At 69.9% G+C, this 18,919-nt stretch carries 15 protein-coding genes; 9 read left to right on the top strand and 6 right to left on the bottom strand.

Features of this window, described 5'->3' with window-relative positions; genetic code table 11:
- Positions 1–31 precede the first annotated feature (31 nt).
- Both ABD736_RS11420 and ABD736_RS11415 read left to right on the top strand, forming a co-directional pair.
- Complete coding sequence (locus ABD736_RS11420; RefSeq protein WP_344791890.1) at positions 32–1,345, top strand: glutamyl-tRNA reductase; 1,314 nt, start codon at positions 32–34, stop codon at positions 1,343–1,345.
- Between the two features lie 55 nt (positions 1,346–1,400).
- Positions 1,401–2,039: a GNAT family N-acetyltransferase gene (locus ABD736_RS11415; protein WP_344791889.1), complete on the top strand. Its 639-nt coding sequence runs from the start codon at positions 1,401–1,403 to the stop codon at positions 2,037–2,039.
- Positions 2,040–2,159: 120 nt separating this feature from the next.
- Here ABD736_RS11415 and ABD736_RS11410 read toward each other — a convergent pair whose 3' ends face one another.
- Complete coding sequence (locus tag ABD736_RS11410) at positions 2,160–3,548, bottom strand: glycine--tRNA ligase (protein ID WP_344791888.1); 1,389 nt, start codon at positions 3,546–3,548, stop codon at positions 2,160–2,162.
- A 171-nt stretch (positions 3,549–3,719) separates the two neighbouring features.
- Here ABD736_RS11410 and ABD736_RS11405 point away from each other — a divergent pair, with 171 nt between their 5' ends.
- Positions 3,720–4,631 (top strand): serine hydrolase, encoded by a 912-nt coding sequence (locus ABD736_RS11405; RefSeq protein WP_344792250.1) that lies wholly within the window; start codon positions 3,720–3,722, stop codon positions 4,629–4,631.
- Between the two features lie 70 nt (positions 4,632–4,701).
- Here ABD736_RS11405 and ABD736_RS11400 read toward each other — a convergent pair whose 3' ends face one another.
- Positions 4,702–6,675, bottom strand: a complete 1,974-nt coding sequence (locus ABD736_RS11400) for a M13 family metallopeptidase (RefSeq protein ID WP_344791887.1) — start codon at positions 6,673–6,675, stop codon at positions 4,702–4,704.
- Positions 6,676–6,771: 96 nt separating this feature from the next.
- On the opposite strand from ABD736_RS11400, the gene ABD736_RS11395 reads away from it, so the two are divergent.
- From ABD736_RS11395 to ABD736_RS11375, 5 genes are all read left to right on the top strand, one after another.
- Complete coding sequence (locus ABD736_RS11395) at positions 6,772–8,421, top strand: ABC transporter substrate-binding protein (RefSeq protein WP_344791886.1); 1,650 nt, start codon at positions 6,772–6,774, stop codon at positions 8,419–8,421.
- Positions 8,418–10,136 carry a dipeptide ABC transporter ATP-binding protein gene (locus tag ABD736_RS11390; RefSeq protein WP_344791885.1) on the top strand — a complete coding sequence of 573 codons (1,719 nt, stop codon included), beginning with the start codon at positions 8,418–8,420 and terminating at the stop codon, positions 10,134–10,136. Before ABD736_RS11395 ends, ABD736_RS11390 begins: the two co-directional genes overlap by 4 nt.
- Positions 10,133–11,098, top strand: coding sequence for an ABC transporter permease (locus ABD736_RS11385; RefSeq protein WP_344791884.1), 966 nt, complete (start codon positions 10,133–10,135; stop codon positions 11,096–11,098). The genes ABD736_RS11390 and ABD736_RS11385 overlap by 4 nt, the downstream gene beginning before the upstream one ends.
- On the top strand, positions 11,098–12,096 hold the full coding sequence (locus ABD736_RS11380) for an ABC transporter permease (RefSeq protein WP_344791883.1): 999 nt from the start codon (positions 11,098–11,100) through the stop codon (positions 12,094–12,096). The genes ABD736_RS11385 and ABD736_RS11380 overlap by 1 nt, the downstream gene beginning before the upstream one ends.
- A gap of 151 nt (positions 12,097–12,247) precedes the next feature.
- Positions 12,248–13,216 (top strand): hypothetical protein, encoded by a 969-nt coding sequence (locus ABD736_RS11375; protein WP_344791882.1) that lies wholly within the window; start codon positions 12,248–12,250, stop codon positions 13,214–13,216.
- A 47-nt stretch (positions 13,217–13,263) separates the two neighbouring features.
- Here ABD736_RS11375 and ABD736_RS11370 read toward each other — a convergent pair whose 3' ends face one another.
- Genes ABD736_RS11370 through ABD736_RS11355 form a run of 4 tightly spaced genes read right to left on the bottom strand, consistent with a single transcriptional unit; the run spans position 13,264 to position 17,529 of the window.
- Entirely contained in the window at positions 13,264–13,749 is a 486-nt protein-coding gene (locus tag ABD736_RS11370; RefSeq protein ID WP_344791881.1) for a GbsR/MarR family transcriptional regulator, read from the bottom strand.
- A 3-nt stretch (positions 13,750–13,752) separates the two neighbouring features.
- The gene (locus tag ABD736_RS11365; protein ID WP_344791879.1) at positions 13,753–15,369 is read right to left on the bottom strand and encodes an ABC transporter permease; all 1,617 of its coding nucleotides are present in this window, start codon (positions 15,367–15,369) and stop codon (positions 13,753–13,755) included.
- 2 nt (positions 15,370–15,371) lie between these two features.
- Positions 15,372–16,307 carry an ABC transporter ATP-binding protein gene (locus tag ABD736_RS11360; protein ID WP_344791878.1) on the bottom strand — a complete coding sequence of 312 codons (936 nt, stop codon included), beginning with the start codon at positions 16,305–16,307 and terminating at the stop codon, positions 15,372–15,374.
- A 46-nt stretch (positions 16,308–16,353) separates the two neighbouring features.
- Entirely contained in the window at positions 16,354–17,529 is a 1,176-nt protein-coding gene (locus ABD736_RS11355) for a PrsW family glutamic-type intramembrane protease (protein WP_344791877.1), read from the bottom strand.
- A 44-nt stretch (positions 17,530–17,573) separates the two neighbouring features.
- Here ABD736_RS11355 and ABD736_RS11350 point away from each other — a divergent pair, with 44 nt between their 5' ends.
- On the top strand, positions 17,574–18,905 hold the full coding sequence (locus tag ABD736_RS11350; protein ID WP_344792249.1) for an MATE family efflux transporter: 1,332 nt from the start codon (positions 17,574–17,576) through the stop codon (positions 18,903–18,905).
- Positions 18,906–18,919: the final 14 nt, after the last annotated feature.

The raw sequence follows: 18,919 nt of genomic DNA, 5'->3' as shown, positions 1-18,919 counted from the left end.
CTCAGAGCAGGGGTGCGTAAAATCCGAGATCATGCTGTTCTGCTTCACCTCGAGCCACCGCACCGCGGGGTTCGACCTTCTCGATCGTCTTGAGCGCGGCGCAGGCGCCGTGATCGACGCGATCCGAGGGCAGGAAGCAGTGACCGGCTCTGTGGTGCTCGCCACCTGCAATCGCTTCGAGGCCTACCTCGACGTCGATCTCGCCAAGCTTGAGCTGCGCGACCACGCCGCGGCCGCTCTGATCGACCTGGTCGCCGAGGCGGCGGCCGTCGACGTCGACGAGCTGCGCGACGGCAGCCGGCTGATCTCGGGCGACGCGGTCGCCTCGCACCTCTTCTCTGTGTCGAGCGGACTCGAGTCCGTGGTCATCGGCGAGGGCGAGATCGCCGGCCAGGTGCGCCGCGCCTACATCGCCGCCCGCTCATCGGGTACCGTCACCCACGACCTCGAGCGCCTGTTCCAGAGCGCGAGCCGCACGAGCCGCGGGGTCAAGAACACCACCGGACTGATGACCCAGGGGCGCTCGATGGTGCGCCTCGCCCTCGACCTGGCCGAGAGCCGGGTCGCCGACTGGGGCGCCGTGCGGGTGCTGCTCGTCGGCACCGGGCGCTATGCCGCGGCATCCCTCGCCGCCCTGCGCGACCGCGGCGTGACGGACGCCGCCGTGTGGAGCCGCACCGGCCGCGCGCAGGCGTTCGCCGTGAGCCACGCGATCGAGGCGGTGCCCGCCGACGGGTTGACCGCGGCCGTGGCATCCGCGGATCTCGTCATCACCTGCACCGTCTCGCCCGCGCTCGTCATCACCCGCGACCTGGTCGACGAAGCCATGGAGCTCACGGAAGAGGCCCACCGCCTGCTCGTCGTCGACCTCGGCCTGCCGCGCAATGTCGAGGCGGCCGTCAGCGAGGTCGAGCGCGTCGAGTTGCTCGACCTCGAGACCATCTCGCTGCACGCTCCACTCGAAGAGCTGCAGGCCACAGACTCGGCCCGCGAGCTGGTCGGCGCGGCGGCCGCCGAGTTCGCCGCGAAGACCGCGGAACGCGACGTCGAGCCCGCGCTCGTCGCCCTGCGCCAGCACGTCTTCGAGAAGCTCGACGCCGAGATCGCCCGGTTTGCGTCCCGCCAGGACTTCGGCGACATCGAGCGCGCGCTGCGGCACTTCGCGGGGGTGCTGCTGCACTCCCCCAGCGTCAGGGCCCGTGAGCTGGCCCGCGATGGCGATGCGGCCGCCTTCATCGACGGCGTGACCGCGGTGTTCGGAGTCGACCCTGCGACAACGGGCGCGACAATAACCGAATCCGTTGCCCCACGCAACGTGGCTGAGGCGGGCAGGGAAACCGCCTAGGCTGTCACTCGGGTGGGGTGCCCCGGCTCTGCCCGCACAGGGAGGGGAGCCCATCATGACCGACACCATCGACCAGCCCGCACCTGCCACGGTTCCGTTCGACGCGTGCATCGTCACGACCGATCGGCTCGTGCTTCGCCCCCTGACCATCGACGAGGCGGTGGCCGCGCACAGCGACTTCGCCCTCGCCAAGAAGGTCGTCAAGTACCTGCGCTGGGAAGTCCGCGACCACGACGACGAGCAGAGCAACGGCAACGCGACGAAGCGCCTCGTGAACAGCTCGCGCATCAGCAACAAGGGCGACGGGCTCGCCTGGGCCGTCGAGTTCAAGCAGGCCGACGGCTCGCAGGGCGGCGAGATCGGTGACGTCGCACTCTTCGCCAAGAGCATCCGCAACGCGCAGTTCGAGATCGGCTGGGTGTTCCACCCGGCGATCCACGGCCGCGGGCTCGCCACTGAGGCGACCGCCGCCGTCTTCGACCTCGCGTTCGAGAAGATGGGCGCGCACCGCGTCTATGCCGAGTTGGATGCCCGCAACGAGGCCTCTGCTCGACTGTGCGGCATCCACGGCATGCGCCAGGAGGCGCTGCTCAAGGAGCGCGAGATCGTCGACGGCGAGTGGCACGACGTGGCCATCTATGCGATCACGGCCGAGGAGTGGGCCGCGCGCAAGGCGGCTGCGGCGAGCGCGTAGCTCGCGCCGCCTGACCGGCACAGGGCCTGACTGGCACACGGCCTGACGGGCACACACAACGCCGAAGGGCACATCGTTTCCGGGAAACGATGTGCCCTTCGAGGTTTAAGGTGCCGCCGGCTACGCGCCGACGAGCCGCTCGGCCAGGTAGGCCTTGAGGCCGGCGACGGGCACGCGCTCCTGCTTCATCGTGTCGCGGTCGCGCACGGTCACGGCGTCGTCCTCGAGCGAGTCGAAATCGACGGTGACGCAGTACGGCGTGCCGATCTCGTCCTGTCGGCGGTAGCGGCGGCCGATCGCCTGGGTCTCGTCGTAGTCGACGTTCCAGTCGCCGCGCAGCTCGTCGGCGATCTTCTGAGCGAGCGGCGTCAGCGTCTCCTTCTTCGACAGCGGCAGCACGGCCACCTTGAACGGCGCGAGGCGCGGGTCGAGGCGCAGCACCGTGCGGGTCTCGGTGCCGCCCTTCGCGGTCGGCACCTCTTCCTCGTCGTAGGCCGAGAGCAGGAACGCCATGAGCGAGCGGGTGAGACCGAACGACGGCTCGATCACGTAGGGCGTCCAGCGCTCGTTGGTGGTCGGGTCGAAGTACGACAGGTCGCGGCCAGAGACCTCGGCGTGGCTCTTCAGGTCGAAGTCCGTGCGGTTCGCGATGCCCATGAGCTCGCCCCACGGGTCGCCCTCGAAGCCGAAGTCGTACTCGACGTCGATCGTGCGGTCGCTGTAGTGCGCGCGGTCGCCGTCAGGCACGTCGAAGAGACGGATGCTGCCTGGCGAGACACCGAGGTCGACGAACCAGTTGACGCAGTCCTCGACCCACTTGTCGAAGTGCTGCGGCGCCTCGGCCGGCGGCACGAAGTACTCGATCTCCATCTGCTCGAACTCGCGCGTGCGGAAGATGAAGTTGCCGGGCGTGATCTCGTTGCGGAACGCCTTGCCGATCTGGCCGACGCCGAACGGCGGCTTCTTGCGGCTCGTCTGCAGCAGGTTCAGGAAGTTCGTGAAGATGCCCTGTGCGGTCTCTGGGCGCAGGTAGGCGAGGCCCGACTCGTCCTCGACGACGCCGAGGTAGGTCTTGAGCATGCCGTTGAACTGCCGGATCGGCGTCCACTGCCCGACGACCTTGGGGTTGTCGGGGTCGGGGATGTCGTCGAGGCCGTTCACGGGCGGGTGGCCGTGCTCCTTCTCGTACTGCTCGAAAAGGTGGTCGGCGCGGTAGCGCTTGTGCGTCACGAGCGACTCGGTGAGCGGGTCGTTGAAGGTCGCCAGGTGACCGGATGCCTCCCACGTCTTCGGGGGCAGGATGACCGACGAGTCCAGGCCGATCATGTCGCCGCGGCCGCGCACGAAGGTCTTCCACCACTGCCGCTTGATGTTCTCCTTGAGCTCCGTGCCGAGGGGGCCGTAGTCCCACGCGCTGCGGGTTCCGCCATAGATCTCGCCGGACTGGAAGACGAAGCCACGGTGCTGTGCGAGGGCGATGACGGAATCGAGACGGGACTGTTCGGCCATGAGGCGATTTCTCCTGGAGGGGCTCTTCTGATCGACCCCGAGACGGGGAATCCGATCAATTGTATGTGGGGTCCCCCTCCCCGCATTTTGGGGTGCCCGGAACCACATATGATCGACTGATCAGGGAGGGGGCCCCGGATGTTCCATCGCCCAGAGGGAGATCTGCGCACCATGTCCTCCGCCGCCCAGCAAGCCTCAGGCCGCCGCGCCCGTCACACTGCCGTGACGCTCGGAAGACACCGCGGCGAGGAGCTTGCCGACAGCTTCGAGCGCGGCTTCGCGGCGCTCGCCGAGCTCGCCCTCGCCGGCGTGCAGGTGTCTGCGCGCGCCGTCGACCTCTCCACCAGCCAGGTGCTCTTCTCGGTCGACGACCACGTCGTCATGCCCACCGCGTCGGTCGGAAAGGTGCTGCTGCTGATCGAGGTGGCCGCGCAGCTCGAGAACGGCACGGCCAGCGGGCTCACCCTTCTCGATCGTGAGGCGAGGGATGCCGTCGGAGACTCCGGCGTGTGGCAGCACCTCGCCGTCCCGTCGCTTCCCCTCGCGGACCTCGCCGCCCTGGTCGGCGCCACGAGCGACAACCTCGCCACGAACGTGCTGCTGCGGCGCATCGGTCTCGAGGCGGTCGGCGCGCGCACCGAGCAGCTCGGGCTCACCCGCACCGCGCTGCTCGATCTGGTGCGCGACCACCGCGGCCCCGACGACGCCCCGCAGCTCTCGATCGGCTCCGCCTCAGAGCTGACCTGGCTGTTCGCGGCCCTTGCCCGCGGCGAGATCGTGAGCCGCACCGTGAGCCAGCGCGTCGTGCAGTGGCTGTCGCTCAACGCCGACCTGACCATGGCCGCGGCCTCGTTCGGGCTCGACCCCCTCGCGCACCGCAGCCCCGATCACGGCATCCTGCTCGTCAACAAGACCGGCAGCGATCTCGGCGTGCGCAGCGAGGCGGGCGTGCTGCGCGGGCCGCGCACGGGCGTCGCCTACGCGGTGTCGATGGCGTTCGACGACTCTGGGCTGCCTGCGCGCCTGCGCGTGCTCGAGGGCATGCGCACCTTCGGCCTCGACCTGCTCGAGTACGTGCACTGACTTCTGCGAGCCCCGCCGACAACTGTGCCCCGCAAAGCGGGCGCATCTGTCGGGCGGGGACGCAAGTGCGTCACCAGATGGTGACGCGCTGCTCCGGCGGCAGGTAGAGGTCGTCGGACTCCTGCACGTCGAACGCCCTGTAGAACTCGTCGATGTTGCGCACGATCTGGTTGCAGCGGAACTCATTCGGCGAGTGCGGGTCGATCGTCAGCAGGCGGATCACCTCTTCATCGCGCCCCTTCTGCTGCCAGGCCTGCGCCCACGACAGGAAGAAGCGCTGCGCGCCGGTGAGCCCGTCGATGACCGGCGGCTCTGCCCCGCCGAGCGAGCGCACATACGCCTTCCACGCGATGCCGAGACCGCCGAGGTCGCCGATGTTCTCGCCGATCGTGAGTGCGCCGTTGACGTGGGGCGACCCCTCGGGCAGCTGGGCAGGCGTGAGCGCGTTGTACTGCTCGATCAGAGCGCCCGTGAGCTTCTCGAAGGCGGTGCGGTCGTCGTCCGTCCACCACGACTCGAGCTTGCCGTCGCCGTCGAACTTCGAGCCCTGGTCGTCGAAGCCGTGCCCGATCTCGTGCCCGATCACGGCGCCAATCGCGCCGTAGTTCGCGGCAGCATCGCGGTGCGGGTCGAAGAACGGGAACTGCAGGATCGCGGCGGGGAACACGATCTCGTTGAACCCCGGGTTGTAGTACGCGTTGATCGTCTGCGGGGTCATGAACCACTCGTCGCGGTCGATCGGCTTGCCGATCTTCGACAGCTCGCGGTAGAACTCGAATGCCGAGATCGCGCGCACGTTGGCGATCAGGTCGGTCGGGTTGACGTGCAGCGCCGAGTAGTCGCGCCACTTCACCGGGTAGCCGATCTTGGGCGTGAACTTGTCGAGCTTCTCGAGCGCGCGCTTCTTCGTGTCGTCGCCCATCCAGGACAGCGAGCGGATGCTGTCGCGGTACGCCTCGATGAGGTTGGCCACGAGCTCGTCCATCTGAGCCTTCGACTCTTCGGGGAAGTGCCGCTTGACGTACTCGCGCCCGACGGCCTCGCCCATGCCGCCCTCGACGAACGAGACCCCGCGCTTCCACCGCTCGCGCAGCTGCGGAGTGCCCGTGAGCGTGCGGGCGTAGAAGTCGAAGTTCGCCTGCACGAAGTCGGAGCTCAGGTAGGGAGCGCGGGCGTGGATGACCTGCCACGCCTGCCAGTCCTTCCACGCGCCGAGGCGGTCGGCGGTGAGCAGCCCCGCGAGCCCGGCGGTGAACGACGGCTGCCGCAGCACCAGCTCGCGCAGCGCGCCGTGCGGGGCCTTCAGCGCGTCGAGCCACACCTGCAGGTCGGCGCTCTCGCTGCCGGCGAGGTCCTTCAGGTCCTCCCACTTGTAGAGGTTGTAGGTCTTCTCGCTGTCGCGGGACTTCACGTTGTCCCAGTGGTGCTTCGCGAGCTCGGTCTCGAGAGCGAACACGTTCTCGGCCTTGCGCGCGGCATCCGTAACGCCCGCGAGCTCGAACATCGTCTGCACGTGCGTGACGAACGCCTTGCGGATGCCGGCGAACGTGTCTTCCCGGTAGTAGGACTCGTCGGGCAGCGAGAGGCCGGCCTGCTCGAAGAACACGAGGTAGCGCTCGGGGTCGCCCGGGTCGTTGTCGACGAAGAGCTGATAGAAGCCGCCGACGCCGTTGCGCTCGAAGTGCGCGAGCGTCTCGAGGAACTGGTCGATCGAGTGGACGTTGTCGATCATCGCGAGCGAGCTGGCGAGCGGCGTCGCGCCGAGCTGCTCGATGCGCTCGGTGTCCATGAAGCTCGTGTAGAGGTCGCCGATCTTGCGGGCCTCGGTGCCGACCTCGGCGTGCTGCGACTCCTCGATGATCTCACGCACGGCTTTCTCGGCCTCTTCGGCGAGCTGATAGAACGAGCCCCAGCGCGCCTTGTCGGCCGGGATCTCGGTGCGCTCGAGCCAGGCGCCGTTGACGTGCCGGAACAGGTCGTCCTGCGGGCGGATGTCGGGGTCGAGTTCCTCGGTGTGGATGCCGGATGCGGCCGCGTCGCTCATGCTCCCCACCTTAGTGAGGAGCCCACGCGGCGGCCGTGTGACGAAATGTAACGCTCGGTGACTTCATATACGCGCGTATCGGCCGAGAGTGGAAAGATGCGTAGATTCACGACCGCTGCGGCGGCCGCCGCAGTTGCAGCCGCCCTGGTTCTCACCGGCTGCTCTTCGAACGGAACCACGAGCTCCTCGAAGTCCGGCGGCACCCTGACCCTGCTCACCCCGGCCAGCACCGTTTCCCTCGACCCGGCGTCGAGTCAGAACCTGGCGACGACGACCCTCGGCCTCATCGACCGGCGGCTCACCACATGGGAGGTGAAGCCCGGCCAAGACGCCAAGGTCGTCCCGGACCTCGCGACGAACACCGGTGACGTGAGCGACGACGGCAAGACCTGGACCTACCACCTCAAGAGCGGTCTCAAGTTCTCCGACGGCTCGGCCGTCACGAGCGAGGACATCAAGTACGGCATCGAGCGCTCGTTCAGCGACCAGCTGCAGGGCGGTCTCAGCTACCACAAGACGCTGCTCGTGGGCGGGAGCGACTACACCGGCCCCTTCGACGGCAAGAGCCTCGACTCGATCGAGACGCCCGATGACAAGACCATCGTGTTCCACCTCAACAAGTCGTTCGGCGACTGGCCGTGGATCGTGTCGATGCCCGCCTTCTCGCCGGTGAAGCAGTCGAACGGCGCACCGGCCACCTACTCGAAGGCGCCGATCACGACCGGCCCGTACAAAGTGGAGAGCATCAAGGACGGCACGTCGCTGACGCTCACGCGCAACAAGTACTGGAGCAAGAAGACCGACCAGGTGCGCACCGCCTCGGCTGACAAGGTGATCTTCCAGGAGAGCCAGAACCAGTCGACCGCCGTGCAGAACCTGATCAACGACACCGGCGCCTACAAGAACGCCTTCGACGTGCAGTACCTCGGGGCCTCCGATCTGGCATCCGTGACCCATAACGCCGCGGCGAAGTCTCGACTCGCGACGTCCAAGGCGGGCCCGATCCAGTACCTGTCGCTGAACACGCAGAAGGGCGCGCTCAAGAATCTCAAGGTGCGCCAGGCGATCGAGTACGCCGTCGACAAGCAGTCGTACCTCGTCGCCTCGGGCGGCAAGCAGGCCGGCACGTTCGCCAGCACGCTGATCACGCCGGGCATCGCGGGGCGCGTCGACTACGACCTGTACAAGGCGCCGGCGAGCGGCGACGTCAGCAAGGCCAAGGACCTGCTCAGCCAGGCCGGCGTGAGCTCGCTGAGCCTCACGCTGCTCACGCAGAACGACGCGGCGTCGCTCGCCCAGGCCCAGGCGATCCAGCAGGGACTCAAGCGCGCCGGCATCTCGGTGACGCTCAAGCCCGAGGACCAGGACTCGTTCTACACCGACGTCGCGGTCAGCCACCCGACGTTCGACCTCTCGCTGATGAGCTGGCAGCCCGACTTCCCGTCGGCGAACTCCAACATCTCACCGCTCTTCGACTCGAGCCAGATCGGCAACGGCAACTTCAACACCTCCCAGTACTCGAACCCCGCCGTGGACGCGGCGATCGCCGCTGCGCAGGCCGAGGTCGACCAGAAGAAGGCTCAGGCCGACTGGGCGGCGATCGACAAGCAGATCATGGCCGACGCGCCGGTCGTGCCCCTGATCTACGCCAAGCAGTCGTTCCTGCGCGGCTCGGGAGTCGGGAACTTCTTCATTCCGTCGTTCCCCGCCTACCCCGACTATCGGACCGTCACGCTGAGCAAGTGAGTCCGACCAACCCGGCACCGGTTCTCTCCGTTCGGGATCTTTCGATCTCGTTCGCAAGCGGAACGACAGGTGTAGTCGAAGCCGGCCGAGTCGTGGACTCGGTCGGCTTCGACCTTGCCCCCGGCCGCGTGCTCGCCCTCGTCGGCGAGTCCGGTTCGGGGAAGTCGGTGACGGCGATGAGCGTGCTCGGCCTGCTGCCCGACAGCGCGACCGTGACCGGCAGCGTGCGCCTCGAGGGCCGCGAGCTGATCGGGGCTCCGGCAGCCGACCTTCGTGCCGTGCGCGGCGGGCGCATCGGCACGGTGTTCCAGGAGCCGATGAGCGCCTTCGACCCCGTCTACCCGATCGGCGAGCAGATCGCCGAGGCGATCCGGCTGCACCGGCCAGAGGTGCGCGGGCGCGCCCTGCGCGAGCGCGTGCGCGAACTGCTGCGCTCGGTCGGCCTGCCCGAGGCCGACCGAATCGCGACGTCGCATCCGCACGAACTCTCGGGCGGCCAGCTGCAGCGCTCCATGATCGCGATGGCGATCAGCTGCGACCCCGTCGCGATCATCGCCGACGAGCCGACGACCGCCCTCGACGTGACCGTGCAGGCCGGCATCCTCGATCTGCTGCGCACGCTGCGCGATGAGCGCGGCACCGCGATCCTGCTCATCACGCACGACATGGGCGTCGTCGCCGACCTCGCCGACGACGTGCTCGTCATGCGCCGTGGCGTCGCGCTCGAATCCGGACCCGTCGCCGAGGTATTCAGCGCGCCGCGTTCCGAGTACACGCGCGGCTTGCTCGCGGCAGTCCCCACCCTGACCACGTTGACCGAGACAGAGCGAGTGGGCGGTGCGGATGCCGCGGCCGAGCAGGAGCCCGCGACGGAGGCGCTCGGGGCCACTGCGGACCCGACCGTGGTCCTCGACGGGGCGAGCGTGGTCTTCCGCCGCCGCGGCGCCGCGGTGCACGCGGTCAGCGACGCGAGCTTCACGATCGGGCACGGCGAGGTGGTCGGCCTCGTCGGCGAGTCCGGCTCAGGGAAGTCGACGATCGGCCGTGCTCTGGTGGGCCTCGTGCCGATCTCGGCCGGCCGCGCGAGCGTGGGCGGTGTAGAGCTCGGCCGCGCGAGCCGCCGCGAGCGGCGTCGGGTGCGCAGCCGCATCGGCTATGTCTTTCAAGACCCGGCTTCGTCGCTGAACCCCCGCAACACGATCGCGACGAGCATCGCCGAGCCGCTTGAGCTGCACACAAGCGACTCCCCGACGGCGCGTGCGGCCAGGGTGCGCGAGCTGCTCGATCAGGTGCAGCTGCCGGCGGACTTCGCCGACCGCTACCCGCACGAGCTCTCGGGCGGCCAGCGGCAGCGCGTCGCCATCGCCCGCGCCCTCGCGCTCGAGCCGGAGCTGCTGATCGCGGACGAGCCGACCTCTGCGCTGGATGTGTCGGTGCAGGCATCCGTTCTCGAACTGCTCGAGCACCTGCAGCAGCAGCACGGCTTCGCCTGCCTGTTCATCAGCCACGATCTGGCGGTCGTGCGCCGTCTCGCCGATCGCGTCGTGGTGCTGCAGGGCGGTCGCGTCATCGAGCAGGGGCCGGCCGCCGAGGTGCTGGCGGCCCCGACCCAGCCGTACACGCGACGCCTGCTCGCCGCAGCGCCTGTCGCCGACCCGGCCGCCCAATCGCTGCGTCGCGAGCAGTGGCGCGAGCTCGAGGCGGTGGCCGAGTGAACGGACTGCGCAACGTCTGGGGGCACCTTCGGCGCGACCCGTGGGCGCTCGGCGGCCTGATCGTCGTGGCGATCTACGTGCTGGCCGCGATCTTCGCGCCCCTGATCACGGCGATCAACGGGCAGGACCCGTACAGCTACCACCTGCACGCACTCGACGACTCCGGGGCGCCGAAGGGTTTCGGCGGCGGCATCTCGTGGCAGCACTGGTTCGGCGTCGAGCCCCTGACCGGCCGCGACCTGTTCGCGATCGTCGTCTACGGCAGCCGGCTGTCGCTGACGGTCGGCGTTCTCGCCACGGCGGTCTCGGTGGCCATCGGAGTGACGGTCGGGCTCACCGCCGGGTACTTCGGCGGCTGGTACGACCGCATCGCGAGCCGCGTCGTCGACGTGATGCTCGGCTTCCCGAGCCTCGTCTTCATGATCTCGCTCACCGCGATCGTGGCGGCCGCGTTCCCCAGGCCGGTGCTGATGGTGCTGGTGATCGGATTCTTCGGCTGGCCGGCCGTCGCGCGCGTGGTGCGCGGCCAGGCGCTCTCGATCAGACGGCGCACGTTCGTCGTCGCGTCGGAGGCGATGGGCGCCGGCGACGGCCATGTGCTCTGGCGTCAGCTGCTGCCGAACGTCGGCGCGACCATCATCGTCTACGCCACGATCCTCGTACCGTCGATGATCGGAACCGAGGCGGCACTCTCCTTCCTCGGTGTCGGCGTGCCGCCGCCCACGCCGTCGTGGGGTCGTGCGATCGGCGACGCGGTGGCGTGGTTCTCGACCGATCCCGCCTATCTCGCCTTCCCCGGCGGCGCCCTCTTCCTGATCACCCTCGCGCTCAACGCGTTCGGCGACGGGCTGCGGGATGCGCTGGACCCGCGGGTGAACCGCAGAAGAGGCATCCGCTCGACGTCGTCGCAGAGCGCGCACAGCGCGCAGAAGCCCAGCTCGCCCGAGGAGGTGACCCCCTGATGCGCATCGCCCGCCTGATCGGAAGCCGCCTCATCGGCGTCGTCATCGTGCTGCTCGTCGTCACCGCCGTGACGTTCGTGATCTTCTACCTGCTGCCGTCGAACCCGGCGCAGCTCTCGTGCGGCAAGCCGTGCACGCCCGAGAATCTGGCGCGAGCGAAGGACTACCTCGGTCTCAACCTGCCCTGGTACGGGCAGTTCTGGGAGTTCCTGCGCGGCATCGTCGTCGGGCGCACCTTCGGCACGGGCGCCGGCGCAATCGCCTGCGCGGCGCCCTGCTTCGGGTACTCGTTCCAGCTGAACACGCCCGTGACCGAGCTGATCCTGACCCGCTTCCCGGTCACGGCGTCGATCGCGGTCGGCGCGGCCGTGCTGTGGTTCATCGGCGGAGTGGCGGGCGGCGCCGTCGCAGCCGTGTGGCGTAGGCGCGCCGCCGACCGCGCCATCATGACCGTGGCGATCGCGGGGGTTTCTGCGCCCGCATACCTGGTCGGAATGCTGCTGATCCTGCTGTTCGGCTTCGGGCTCGGGTGGCTTCCCACCGGCGGGTACGAGCCCTTCGGCGACGACCCGCTCGGCTGGTTCACGCACCTGCTGATGCCCTGGGCGGCGCTCGCCTTCATCAACGCGGCCGTCTACACGCGGCTCACCCGCAGCGAGCTCATCGACCAGCTGGGGCAGGATTACATCCGCACGGCCAGGGCCAAAGGACTCGGCGAGGGGCCCGTCGTCATCCGCCACGGTCTGCGCAACGCACTGATCCCGGTCGTGACCCTGTTCGGCCTCGACCTGGGCGTGCTGCTCGGCGGCGCCGTGATCTCCGAGCGGGTGTTCTCGATGCAGGGCATCGGCGCTCTGCTGATCGAGTCGATCAGCTCGCGCGACCTGCAGGTCGTCGTCGGGGTCACGCTGTTCGCCGCGTTCCTGATCGCGATCGCGAACGTGTTGGTCGACATCGTCTACGGAATCATCGACCCGCGGGTCCGCGCGGCCGGCTGACTTCGGGGCGCCGGGGCCGTCGCCGCTCCCCGTCGTCGAGTACGCAGTACTCGCGGTTTCGCGCGCGTTTTGAGCGCGAGTACTGCGTACTCGACGAGGGGTGTGGACGAATTGAGCGGGGGATGCCTGCGCCGCGGCATCCTCGTGAGCCATGAGACGCCGCACGCCGCTTCCCGACAGTCTGGTCGGGCGCGCCTTCTCGATCGAGGAGGCGCGAGAGGCCGGGGTGTCGCCCGCACGGCTGAGCGGCAATGACCTCTCGACTCCGCATCGCGGGGTGCGGGCGCCCGCGGGCGAGCGGACCCACGGCCAGCGCCGCGAGGACTACACCGTGCGCATCGTCAACGGCGAGTACTTCAGCCACATCACAGCCGCCGAGCTATTCGGTGTGCCGTTGCCGGCGGAGCTGCTCGCCGGCCCGGTTCACGTCAGCATGTTCCGACCGCAACGCGCCAGACAGGTGCGCGGTGTGATCCACCACGAGCTCGAACCGCGGGGCCAGCTTGCCGGGCATGTCAGTGGGGTGCCGGTACTCCACCCGGCGTTCGTGTGGGTGCAGCTCGCTGGGCTGCTCAGCCTCGACGACCTGATCATCGCCGGCGATTTCCTCGTCACCGGCAGCGAACCCTTCGACGAACGACCACCACTGACAACGATCGACGAGCTACGATCAGCCGTCGCACAGGCGCCGGGCAGCCGCGGTATCCGCGCGGCACGTGCCGCGCTCGAAGAGATTCGCTACGGGTGTCTGTCGCCACAGGAGACGCGGCTGCGCCTGCTGATCGAGCGAGCCGGGCTACCCGCACCAGAGCTCAACCATCGGATCTACGACGAGCGGGGCTCCCTTGTGGCGATGCTCGACGGCGCCTTCCCCGAGCACTTTGTCGGATACGAGTACATGGGCGACCACCACCGCACGAAGAAGTCCACCTACCGCAATGACATGCTGCGGCGGGCCCGCGTCGAAGACCTGGGCTGGAGCCAGCTCGACATCAGCAGCGACGACCTCGAGCTGCGCCCGCTCGAGACGCTCGCCCGCATCGCACGGCGGCTGCACAGCGCGGGGGCGACCCTGCGCCCCATCGAGTACGGCGTCGACGCGCGAAAGAGGCGCCGATAGCCGCGAGCACTGCGTACTCGACGGGCGAAACCCGCCGGCAAGCGCGACTACTCCGTAGTCGATGCGTCGGCGCAGCCCCGTCGCGTCCGCATCCACTCCTCGTAGAGCTCGGGCATGCGGGTGCGCATGAACTCGAAGAACTCCTGCATCTCGGTCAGGCGGGCGAGCGGCCCCTGAGCGCCGGCCTTCTTCGCCGCCTCGATGCCGGCGGGCAGCATCCCCGCGATCTCCGAGTAGAACGGCGGCTGCCGCAGCGACGCCGTGTACCAGGCCGCCTCCGGCAGCTCGTAGAGCTCCTTCCGCGAGCCCTGCTGCGCCCGCCGCCGCACCATGCCGAGCCGCTCGAGGTACGTGATCGCACCAGAGACCGCGGCAGCGCTGATGCCGAGCCGGTCTCTCAGCTCAGCCGCCGTCAGTGAGGCATCCGGCGACATCATCAGTGTCATCAGCACGCGCGACGCCATCCGCGGGAACCCGGCCACCGCGAACATCGCGGCGAGCCGCTCGGTGAACTCGAAGAGCGGGTCGGCCACGTCTCACGCTCCCGGCTTCGTGTCGCGCAGCTTGAAGAGGTACACGGATGCCACCACCAGCACCACCGCGATGAGAGCCATCACCCACCCGCCGGTGAAGCTCGGGTCCGGCAGCGCGACCGCCGGCGTGTGGGCGAAGGGTGCGAGGTCGCGGGCCCACTCAGGCAGGCCGAACAGCGGGCCGAACAGCCCGAAGATCGCGCCGAGCGCGAAGATCGCCCAGCCGACCGCGACCGTCGCGGAGGGCAGCACGGCGAACACGAGCGCGACGATACCGAGGAACACGAGGACCGCGGGCACCTCCCACACGATCGCCCAGAACCAGGTGGCGAAGCCGCCGCCCTCGTCGCCCGCGACCGCTCCGGCGACCAGACCGGCGAGTGCCAGCCCGACGACAGCGCCGACCGCGGCGACGACAAGGAATGACAGTGCCCAGCGCACGCGTCCGGCGGCGGTGCTGAGCACGGCGTCGGCGCCGCCCGCGGCCTCCTCCTGCCGCAGGCGCATGGCGCCCTGCACGCAGATGGCCGAGGCGATGAGGCCCGAGAAGACCGCGCCGACGTTGACGAAGGCCTGCAGCAGCGTGCCGCCGCCCGCGCCGCCGATCTCGTCGAGCGCGTTCGTGACGCCGGCGCCCGTGGTCTGCAGCTGGTCGATCATGACGCCCGAGAGAGAGCCGAGCAGCAGAGCACCGGCGACGAGCGCGGCGGTCCACGCGACTAGCACCCCGCGCTGCAGGCGCAGCGCGAGGCCGAACGTGCCGCCGAGCACCGCCGACGCATCGGCCCGGCCGCGGCGCTCGGCGAGGATGCCCGCGCCGACGTCGCGGCGGTCCTGCACGAGCAGCGCGACGGCGGTCAGCACGACGAACGACGCGAGCCCGAGGAACAGCGGCCACACCCGCGCGTGCTCAGACCACGGCAGGGTGCGCTGGGCCCAGCCGATCGGGCTCGCCCAGATCGGCCAGGCCGGCGTCAGCGTCAGGCTCTGGAGGTGCGGAGTGCCCGCGGCGTCGCCGATGCCGCGCACCACATAGGCCAGCACCGCCAGCGTCGCCGCCCAGCCGTTGGCCGAGCGACCGGCGGGGAACAGCTGCGCGAGCAGGAACGCCACGCCCACGAAGGTCAGCCCGACCATGCCGCAGCCGGCGCCGAAGAGCCACGACCCACCGGCGGGAAGACCGCCGGCCAGGCATCCGATCGCCAATGCGACGGCCGCCACCACGTTCGCGAACACGCCCAGCGCGATCACCGCAAACGACGGCGCCCAGCGCCCCGCGGCCGTCGCCGCGATGGTCTCGGTCTGGCCGACCGCCTCTTCCGCGCGCGTGTTGCGCACGACGAGGAAGGTCGACTGGAACGCGACGATCAGCGCGATGAAGGTGAGGCCGAGCAGGGCCATGAAGTCGCCGGCGCCGGTTCCCTGCGGGGTGCCGCGGAAGACCAGGATCGCGGGCGTCACCATCATGACCCTGACCGTGTTGGCGCGCTCCACCGCGGTGCCGTAGGTCGTGTTGACCGCGCTCACGACCATGTACGCCAGCAGGAAGTGGACGACGCCCCAGACGATCAGCTGCCACCGGTCGCGGCGCAGCCGGAAGCGCAGCAGCTGCCAGAACATGCTCACGCCTCCGCGGGCTCGAGGGTGTCGCCGTAGTGCCTGAGGAAGAGCTCCTCGAGTGACGGCGGCGCGACCTGCAGGCCGGCGACGCCGAGCTCGCCGAGCGACGGCAGCACGGCGGCGACCTGGTCTGAGTCGACGGTGAACGCGACGCGCCCCTCGTTCAGCGTGAGGTCGTGCACGCCGGGGATGCCGGCGAGTTGGGCATCCGTCAGGGAATCCCGCTCGAACGAGAACGAGGTGCGGGTGAGGTGTCGAAGCTCGGTGAGCGTGCCCGACTCGACGATGCGGCCGGCGCGCACGATCGAGATGCGCGTGCACAGCTTCTCGACCTCGCTCAGGATGTGCGAGCTGAGCAGAACGGTGCCGCCCTCGGCGGCGACGCGGCCGACCTGGCGGGTGAACACCGACTCCATCAGCGGGTCGAGGCCGCTCGTCGGCTCGTCGAAGACGTACAGCTCGGCGGGGTGCGCGAACGCCGCGATCAGCGCCACCTTCTGCCGGTTGCCCTTCGAATAGCTGCGCGCCTTCTTCGTCGGGTCGAACTGGAACTCGTCGATGAGCCGCGCGCGCTCGGCTTTGTAGGCCGCGGCTTTCGTGTCGCCGCCGCGCAGCCTGACGAGCAGGTCGATCGTCTCGCCGCCGCTGAGGCCCGGCCACAGGGCGACGTCACCGGGAATGGTCGCGATGCGTCGATGAAGATCGGATGCTTCGCGCCACGGATCCCGCCCGAACACGCGCGCCTCGCCGCTCGTCGCCCGGGCGAGCCCGAGCAGGATGCGGATCGTGGTCGACTTGCCGGCGCCGTTCGGGCCGAGGAAACCGTGCACCTCGCCCGCGCCGACCGTGAGGTCGAGGCCGTCGAGGGCGTGCACCCGGCCGAAGTGCTTGGTGAGAGCGCGGGTCTCGACGACCGGCGATTCGCTGGTGGCGTTCACGGTGCACAAGCTACGCCACGTTCACGAGTTTGTGAATATAGAAAACTCAGGCGGGCGGAAGGGCCGGTGAAGCACCAGCCGCAGCGTTTGCCCGCGCGAGATCTCGCCGCTTCAGCGCCCGGCTGATCAACAGCCAGGCGAGGAACGACGCGATCACATAGGCGGCGATCGTGAGCAGCGTGATGCCGGCACCGAGGTCCTGGTTCTCGGTGCTGTCGGCGGCGCCCGCGCCGAGGTCGAAGAGGCTGTGCGCGACCGCCGAGGCAAGCCACGCGAGCACCGCGACGACGGCGAAGCGATAGCGCGCACGGCCGCCGTTCTGCCCAGGGCGGGCGACCGCGAACCACGCCGCCGTCGCCAGGCCCGTCAGCACGGGGTGCAGGAACGGGCCGAGCAGCTGGCGCGAGATGGCGGTGCCGAGCACGCCGGCGATCGGGCCGCCGTGCGCCGGATCGGTGAGCCCGACCGACCACGACGTCTCGAGGTAGCCGAGGTTCTCGACGAAGGCGAAACCGAAGCCGACGGCGGCGCCGACGAACAGCCCGACGCGCCCGTTCTTGACGGCGAGCGCGCGGCCCAGCAGCAGAGCGCCCGCGAGCTTCGCCGACTCCTCGACCGGGCCGACCAGCACGAAGCTGAGCGTTGCAGGGTGCGCGTCGGTGCCCCCGGCGAAGGCGTCGATGACGCCGTTCACCATTCCCGCGACCACGGCGGCGAGGAATCCGGCCAGCAGTCCGCCGCCGATCAGGCGGCCCAGCGACAGCCCCCAGCGTGCGGGAACGCGGTAGGCCATCGTGTACAGGAAGCCCGCGATCACGCACCCGCTGCCGACCAGCATCAGGATCGGGTCGAGCACGTCGTAGGCGCGCGGCGACGGCCGCTGCACATCGCGCAGCAGCCAGGCGACCAGGAACTCGAGGCCAATGATCCCGATCGCGCCGAGGGCGATCCAGAGCCCGCCCCACGCGCCCAGCCACTTGCGCGGCGGCTTGGGGGGCTTCGGGGCTGCCCACTGCTGGGGCGGGTATTGCGGCGGGTACGGCTGCGCGTACTGCGCCGGGTGGTTCGACGGCGCCTGCTGAGGCGGATAGGCGTACGGCGGCTGTTGCGGCTGGGCCGGCTGCGGCTGCGGCGCCCACTGCGGCTGCGCCGTCGGCGGAGCCCACTGCGGCTGCGGCTGCTGCTCCGGCGGAACCGGCGAGTGGTCCTGGGCGTCGCTCATGCAGGCATTCTTCCCGACCCTGCCAAGATCGAGTTGTGCCCCGCATCACGGCTCCCGGTCAGCCGAAGGCGCTCGACCGCGAGATCCTCGCGCTGGCCGTTCCGGCGCTCGGCGCGCTCATCGCCGAGCCGATCTTCCTGCTGGTCGACAGCGCGCTCGTCGGCCACCTCGGCCGGGTTCCCCTCGCGGGTCTGGGTCTCGCGAGCGCCGTGCTGCAGACCGTGGTCGGCCTCATGGTCTTCCTCGCCTACGGCACGACCCCGGCGGTCGCGCGCCGTCTCGGCGCCGGCGACCGCCCAGGTGCCATCTCGCTCGGCGTCGACGGCACGTGGCTCGCGACCGCGCTCGGCGCGATTCTGGGAGCGATCGGATTCCTCGTCGCGCCGCTGCTCGTCGGCCTGTTCGGCGCCGCCGAGGACGTCACGGCGCAGGCATCCGCCTATCTGCGCGTCGCCATGATCGGGCTGCCGGCCATGCTCATCGTGTATGCCGCGACGGGCCTGCTGCGCGGCCTGCAGGACACGCGCACGCCGCTCGTCGTCGCGGTCGCGGGATTCATCGCGAACGCGGGATTGAACGGATTCTTCATCTACGGCCTCGGGCTGGGGGTCGTCGGCTCGGCCGTCGGCACCGACGTGGCGCAATGGGGCATGGTCGCCGCCTATGCCGTGGTGATCTGGCGCCGGGCGCGCGCCGAGCGAGCCTCGCTGCGGCCGCACGCGCGCGGGGTGCTCGGCGTCGCAGGCGCCGGGTGCTGGCTGCTGATCAGAACCGCGGCGCTGCGGGCGGCGCTGCTGCTCGCGACCTGGGCCGCGACCCGGCTCGGCTCGGTCGAGCTCGCGGGGTGGCAGCTCGTGATGACGGTGTTCAACACGCTCGCGTTCGCGCTCGACGCCCTCGCGATCGCGGCGCAGGCGCTGATCGGCCACGGGCTCGGCGCCGCGGACGTCGATCGCGTGCGCGGGGTACTGCGGCGCTGTCTGCAATGGGGCATCGGCGCGGGCGTGGTGCTCGGCGCGGTCGTGCTCGTGCTCTCGCCGTGGCTCGGCCGCGCCTTCACGAGCGACGCCCGCGTGCTGGCAGTGCTGCCGGTCGGGGTGGCGCTGATTGCGGTCGCGGCGCCCCTCGACGGCTACGTGTTCGTGCTCGACGGGGTTCTGATCGGTGCGGGTGACGCCCGCTATCTCGCCCTCACCGGGTTGCTCAACCTGGCCTGCTTCGTGCCGTGCGCCGTGCTCGTTGCGCTGTTCGCGGCACCGGGGTGGGTGGGGTTCGCCCTGCTCGCGGCATCCTTCACCCTCATCTATCTCGGTGCGCGCGCGCTCACGCTCGGCCTGCGCGCCCGGTCCCCGAAATGGCTGGTCACCGGCGCGTGATCTGGGTACCGTCG

It is taken from the genome of Gryllotalpicola daejeonensis, assembly GCF_039538145.1.
Classification (GTDB): domain Bacteria; phylum Actinomycetota; class Actinomycetes; order Actinomycetales; family Microbacteriaceae; genus Gryllotalpicola; species Gryllotalpicola daejeonensis.
This window is presented reverse-complemented; position numbering and strand designations above follow the sequence as displayed.

What these genes read in the sequence shown, in the direction of transcription:
- ABD736_RS11410 (WP_344791888.1), bottom strand. Translation starts at nt 3,548, where the DNA reads ATGGCCGAACAGTCCCGTCTCGATTCCGTCATCGCCCTCGCACAGCAC.
- ABD736_RS11415 (WP_344791889.1), top strand. Translation starts at nt 1,401, where the DNA reads ATGACCGACACCATCGACCAGCCCGCACCTGCCACGGTTCCGTTCGAC.
- ABD736_RS11375 (WP_344791882.1), top strand. Translation starts at nt 12,248, where the DNA reads ATGAGACGCCGCACGCCGCTTCCCGACAGTCTGGTCGGGCGCGCCTTC.
- ABD736_RS11380 (WP_344791883.1), top strand. Translation starts at nt 11,098, where the DNA reads ATGCGCATCGCCCGCCTGATCGGAAGCCGCCTCATCGGCGTCGTCATC.
- ABD736_RS11405 (WP_344792250.1), top strand. Translation starts at nt 3,720, where the DNA reads ATGTCCTCCGCCGCCCAGCAAGCCTCAGGCCGCCGCGCCCGTCACACT.
- ABD736_RS11400 (WP_344791887.1), bottom strand. Translation starts at nt 6,675, where the DNA reads ATGAGCGACGCGGCCGCATCCGGCATCCACACCGAGGAACTCGACCCC.
- ABD736_RS11355 (WP_344791877.1), bottom strand. Translation starts at nt 17,529, where the DNA reads ATGAGCGACGCCCAGGACCACTCGCCGGTTCCGCCGGAGCAGCAGCCG.
- ABD736_RS11420 (WP_344791890.1), top strand. Translation starts at nt 32, where the DNA reads ATGCTGTTCTGCTTCACCTCGAGCCACCGCACCGCGGGGTTCGACCTT.
- ABD736_RS11395 (WP_344791886.1), top strand. Translation starts at nt 6,772, where the DNA reads ATGCGTAGATTCACGACCGCTGCGGCGGCCGCCGCAGTTGCAGCCGCC.
- ABD736_RS11365 (WP_344791879.1), bottom strand. Translation starts at nt 15,369, where the DNA reads ATGTTCTGGCAGCTGCTGCGCTTCCGGCTGCGCCGCGACCGGTGGCAG.